The organism is Chitinophaga sp. 01L420 (assembly GCF_056399985.1).
The window spans coordinates 1-6,901 of sequence record NZ_JBFTSK010000103.1 but is presented as its reverse complement, the minus strand read 5'-3'; the positions used below and the strand labels follow the sequence as shown (position 1 = coordinate 6,901).

The 6,901-nt window shown below is 48.8% G+C and carries 1 protein-coding gene; it reads right to left on the bottom strand.

Features of this window, described 5'->3' with window-relative positions:
- Nucleotides 1-6,901: amino acid adenylation domain-containing protein (locus AC1DP6_RS36230; protein ID WP_477059268.1), on the bottom strand; the 6,901-nt coding region annotated here is incomplete at both ends.

Here is a 6,901-nt window from a genome sequence, read left to right as displayed (position 1 = left end):
GTTCTACGCAGATTGGTACCAATGTGTCTGCCTTAACGCCCTGCTGTCTTAGATAGTACGCAAGCTGATCACTACGTTCATTCAGTTCCTGGTAACTCAGCTCCTGCTTCCCGGATATTACAGCGATAGCATCCGGTGTACGGGCTACCTGTTCTTCAAATAGCTCCACTACCGTCCTGTTTTCAGGATGGTCGACGGATGTGTTATTGAATGCAGATAACAATTGTTCTTTTTCTGGCATTGTTAACAGCTGCAAGTCACCAACAAGGTGGCACTGTTCCAGCACCACCTGTTTGAGCACTTCTTCAAAATGCCCGCAGATCCGCCCTACGTAACCGTCTTCCAGCAAAGAACTGTTATAGGTAAAATGAATACTGATTTCGGCTGAAGCGACAATAGAGATCGTTAACAAGTAATTATTATAATCCTTTACCTGCACACCTTCCGCTTGCAACGACCAACGGCGTGATGAAACCACCTTATTGATAGGATAGTTTTCAAATACCAGCAGACTGTCGAACAAATCGCCGGTAACGCCGACCCAACGCTGGATAGTACTCAGTGCTACATACTGGTATTCACGACACGCAAGCTGTCCTTGCTGAATACCAGATAGCCAGGTTTCTATCGGCTCGCCTTCTGAGATCCTCGTGTGCAGCGGCAGTGCATTGATATACAATCCCACCCGGCTCTCTACTTCAGATAACCCTTCCGGACGGCCGGAAACGGTTACACCGTATGTCACCGCGTCACTGCCGGTATAGCGCGACAACAGGTAACTCCACACACCCTGCATCACTGTGTTTACGGTGATCCGGTGCAGTTGTGCATAACGTTCTACGGATGCTGTTAACGTAGTATCCAATACAACGGTGTTTCTTTTATAAGCGCCAATTCCTTTATTACGTTCCGCTACTGATCCGATAAACGGCAACAGGCTGCCACCTGCAATACCGGACAGGTATCCACGCCAGTGCTGCTCTTCCAGCTCCTTGTCGCGGCTTTCCATGTAGCGGATATAATCTTCGTATTTATCTGTCGCCACAACAGATGTTTCGGTACCGGCGGTCAGCGCTTCATACACATTTAATAGTTCGCCGATCAACACTTGTACAGACCAGCCATCCATTAACATATGATGATGTGTCCAGATCATGCGCCAACGCTCATCCGTGAGCCGTAACAGGCCCAATCGCATTAGCGGCGCCGACTCAAAGTCAAATGCTTTTTGCCGGTCCATCTGCTCATAAGCAGCTACTGCTGCCACACGTGCGGTTTGCTCCATCTCCCGGTAATCCAGTTCTTCCACCGGCATTTTTACCTCACGGTAAACACATTGCACCGGCACACGGAAACGATTGTGATAAAATCCACTCCGCAGAATGCTATGGCGCCTCATCAGCTCTTCCCAGCTTTCAATCAATAACTGCACATTCAGGTCTACCAGGTCGCAGCTCAACTGTTCTGTATAGGCAAACATGCCTGCACTATACAGCCCATGGAATAATATTCCCTCCTGCAAACCACTCAAGCGATACAAGCCATCCAACTGATCTCCCCTGCGTTGTCCAGACTGCCATTCCGACAAAAATGCATCCATCTCCGGATAACTTACCTCTCCTGTTAATCCATAATCTGATGGCGTATATACGATTCCGTTATACTCCTGTTCTACACAATGGGCGATCAGCTTTTCCAGGTTGGAGATATATCCACTGGCTAATGTCTGGATCGTATCGTCCTCATAATGCATACCACTATAACTCCAGTTCAATATCAGTTCTCCCCCACGAATCATACTGTTCACGGATAACCGGTCCCATATCCGGTAGTTACCCGCCATACTACGACCAGCAGATTCGGTTGCACCGGTAAGCCACTCTTTACCCCTGACCAGACTATCCATCTGCCCCAGGTAATTAAAAGTAATATCCCACGGAGACATTCCCTGTAAACCTTCTTCCCGGTTAAGGTATTTTAATATCCCGTATCCCATGCCTTTATCAGGCACCTCCCGCAGTTGTTCTTTCACCGACTTGATCCAGTCGGCCACGGTTAATATTTTTGCTTCGTGTGCCGGTTCGTTTTTCATACCTAATAACACCGGGTACATGTTCGTAAACCAACCCACTGTGCGGCTGCTGTCCATGCCTATCACGGTATCCTCACGGCCATGTCCTTCCAGTACCAATCCTTCCTGCCATTGCCGGTAAGAGTGGCCTTTGCTGCCCAGTGACACTGCCTGTCCGGACTGAGTACCCTCCAGCAACAGCGACAGGTCTTCCATCAATATCCGCCACGACACGCCATCTATCGCCAGATGATGCACCACCATCAACAACCGGTTTTGCGGCTCCTCCACGGGTGTTTCAAACAGCACTACCCGTATCAGGTCGCCCTTTAAAATATCCAGGCTGCCCTGATAATAATCTGATCTTGCCGTAATCATTTCCGGCAATGCTGACAGATTTATTTCCGACAGGTCCTCTCGTACCAGAATACTGCTAAGATCCCCGTAGATTTGCTCCCAGCCATCAGCGCCCTGCTGGTAGTGGAAACGAAGTGCATCGTGCTGTTGCAGTAGTTGCTGCACCGCCGATTCAACAGCTGCCGCGCTAATATCTTTCGACAGCCCTAATAAAATACTCTGGTTAAAATGCGATACAGCAGGTTGCCCCTGCTCCAACCACCATTGCTGAATAGGCAGCAAACCACTTGCGCCCGAAAGTAGATCCTGTTCTCCAGTACCTTCTTCCCTGTCCTGTTCCTGCAATACATTTACCAGACCTGCTATCGTTTGTTGTACGAACAAATCCCGGGGGCGCAATGTGTAGCCTGCACGGCGTGCCCGGCTTACCACCTGGATAGAAATGATGGAATCACCACCCAGCTCGAAGAAATTATCGTATATCCCTACCCGTTGTACTCCCAATAACTCCTGCCAGATAGCTGCCAATGCTGTTTCCACTGTATTACGTGGCGCCACATATTGTTCTTTCAGATGTTCCGATACATCCGGATCCGGCAATATTTTCCTGTCTACTTTCCCATTGGGTGTTAGAGGCAATTTCTCCAACTCCACCCATAGTCCTGGTACCATATATTCCGGCAGGCGATCCTTCAGATAAGCAACGATCGTCTCCCTGTTAAACGTTTCTTTCGCTACCACATAGCCGACCAACCGCATATTGCCGGCACTATCGCTACGGGCCAGTACTACTGCCTGGCTTACCAGATCGCTCTGTTGTAGCACTTTCTCAATCTCGCCCGGTTCAATACGGTAACCACGGATCTTCACCTGCTCATCCCGACGACCCTGGTACTCAATATTTCCATCAGGAAGCCAACGACCCAAATCCCCCGTTTTATACATCCGGGTTCCCGGTGTTTTACTATGAGGATTTGTTACAAATTTATCTACCGTCAGCTCATCCCGCCGCCAGTAGCCCCCTGCCAATCCCGCACCACTGATACAGATTTCTCCGGTTACCCCTATTGGCTGCAAGCCGTCATCATCGTTGATGATATATATCTGCACGTTATCAATGGGCTTACCAATAGTCACCGATCCGTCTTCCCGTAATGGAAACTCTGATAAAATGGCGCATACAGAATTTTCTGTCGGACCATACGCATTAATCAATTTAATGCCCTGCTGTAATATTTCTTCCGCCGCTCCTACATGCAACATTTCTCCTGCCGACACAATTGTTTTTAAGTAAGGCAGTGGGGCCTTCAGTTGCGATTGATAGCTGGGAGGCAATACTATCAGTTCCACCTGCTGTCTGTTAAGAAGATCTAAGAAAGCTGTAGGATCCAGTATAGTATCTCTATCTGACTGCACCAGCCGACCGCCATGCAGCAGTGTACAAAAGATCTCGTAACAGGAAGCATCAAAACCAAAAGAAGCAAATTGAAATACACGGATGCCTTCCCGTAAGGATAGCGCTGCCGCCTGGCTGTAAGCCAGGTTTACCACCCCGTTATGTTTAATCATCACTCCTTTAGGCGTACCGGTGGAACCGGAAGTATAAATAACATATGCCAGCTGATCCGGATGAAGAGACACGGCCACCGGCGTAGCTGGTTGCTCATTGATTCTATTCCAATCCCCATCCAGGCTAATCACCTGATAATCGCTACCAGCCGACAGTTTCGACAAACAGGCTGCGCTGCTTAACACGATGCCGGCTTCCGTATCTCTCAACACATAGCTGATACGTGCTACTGGATACTCCGGGTCAATGGGTACATAAGCGCCACCTGCTTTTAAGATGCCCCATACGGCTACCAACATATCAATCCCACGCTCCAGGCATACAGGCACCAGCGTTTCTGCGGTTACACCCTCTTGCTTTAAATAGTGCGCGAGTTGATTACTACGTTCGTTCAATTGCTGGTACGTTAACCTGCTGGTTTTATCCGGCGAATCAAACACCACTGCTGTTTCGTTCGGAATCCTGGATGCCTGCTCTTCAAACAGCGCTACCAATGTTTTGTGTGTAGGATAAACTGCTGCTGTATGGTTGAATGTTGAAAGAAGCTGCTCTTCTTCCGAAGCCCTTAACAGATGTAATGCACCAACACGACTACATTCTCCTGTTATCATCTGCCGGAGTACCTGCTCAAAATGGCCACGGATCATCTGTACATATCCTTCTTCCAGCAGATGGCTGTTATAAATAAATTGAATACTGATCTCTTCTGCGGCGCCGATGATGATATTGAAAGGATAATTGGTATGCTCCTTAATTTGTACATTTTCCGCCTGCAGTGACCAGCTACGTAATGAGATTACTTTGTTGACAGGATAATTTTCAAACACCAGCAGGCTGTCGAACAGATCACCTGAAACTCCCGCCCATCGCTGGATAGTACTAAGTCCTGTATACTGATATTCACGGCTGGCTAACTGCCCATGCTGGATAGCCAACAGCCAGGTTTCGATCGGCTCGTTTCCATTGATCCGTGCATGCAGTGGCAGCGTATTGATATACAATCCCACCCGGCTCTCTACTTCAGATAACCCTTCAGGACGACCGGAAACTGTTACTCCATAAGTCACCGCATTACTACCTGTGTAGCGCGACAACAGGTAACTCCACACACCCTGCATCACCGTGTTTACCGTAAGCCGGTGCTCCTGCGCATAACGATCTACCGATGCCGTTAATGTGGTATCCAATACCAGTGTTTCTCGTTTATAGGTACCAGTTCCCTTATTTCGATCCGCTACAGATCCGATAAACGGCAGCAGGCTGCCACTGGTGATACCGGACAGGTATCCACGCCAATGCTGTTCTTCCTGCTCCTTGTCCAGTCTTTCCAGAAGACGGATATAATCTTCGTAATTGTCTGCTGCCGTTGTAGGTGTGATCCCGGCACCAGATGCCATTGATTCATATACTTCCAGTAATTCTCCGATCAGTACCTGCACAGACCAACCATCCAGTAGCATGTGATAATGTGTCCAGATCATCCGCCACCGGTCATCGCTCAGCTGTAATAACCCCAATCGCATCAACGGCGCTGACTCAAAATCAAATGCTTTCTGCCGATCCATCTGTTCATAAGCTGCCACTGCTGCCGCACGCGCTGTTTCGTCCAGCCCGCGATAGTCCAGTTCTGTTATCGGCAGCTTTACTTCACGATAGACGCATTGAACCGGCACCCTGAAACGGTTGTGATAAAATCCACTCCGCAGTATGCTATGTCGCCTCATCAACTCTTCCCAGCTTGCAATTAACCACTGCACATTCACTCCTGCGAGGTCACAACTCAACTGCTCAATATAGGCCTGGGAGATATTATCATATAACCCATGAAACAGCATACCTGCCTGTAATCCGCTGAGGCGGTACAAGCCTTCCAGCTGGGTACCCCTACGTTGTTTCCCCTGCCATTCCGACAAAAACGCATCCAGTTCCTGATAGCTTACCTCTCCAGTTAACCCGTAATCCGATGGCGTGTATACGGTACTGTTATGTCCCTGCTCCATGCAATGGGCCATTAATTTTTCCAGGCCCGATATATATGTATTAGCTAATGCCTGTAYGGTATCCGCTTCATAATGCACACCGCTATAAGTCCAGTTTAATATCAACTCACCATTACGGATCATGCTGTTCACTGATAACTTTTCTGATACGCAATAATCACCTGATATACTGTGACCGGATGATTCATCTGCTCCCTGCAACCACGTTTTACCTTTTACTACATTATCCAGCTGTCCCAGGTAATTAAAAGTAATATCCCATGGCGTGGTTCCCTGTAAGCTTTCTTCCCGGTTAAGGTATTTTAGAACACCGTATCCCATGCCTTTATCAGGTACCTCCCGCAACCGCTCTTTAACAGATTTGATCCAGTCGGCTACGGTTACTCCATCTGCACCTAACAACACCGGATACATGTTGGTAAACCAACCCACTGTGCGGCTGCTGTCCATGCCTACCACGGCATCCTCACGGCCATGCCCTTCTAATCCGATTGTCACCTGTTCCTGCCCGCTCCAGTCACACAGCGTCCATGCCAATGCTGCCAGTAACAGATCGTTGATCTCTGTATGATATACGCGCGGCACTTCCTGTAATAATTTTTGCGTGGCGGTTGCTTCCAGCTTCACTGCATAAGTGCTCATATTCCGTAAACGTACTGGGCCTTCATGAACGCTATCCACTGGTAAGGGGCGATGCTGTGCGGTGATCTCCTGCCAGTAGTCCTGCTGTTTATTTACACGCGAGCGCTGTCCATATGCCACCAATCCTTCCTGCCATTGCCGGTAAGAGTGGCCTTTGCTGCCCAGTGACACTGCCTGTCCGGACTGAGTACCCTCCAGCAACAGCGACAGGTCTTCCATCAATATCCGCCACGACACGCCATCTATCGCCAGATGATGCAC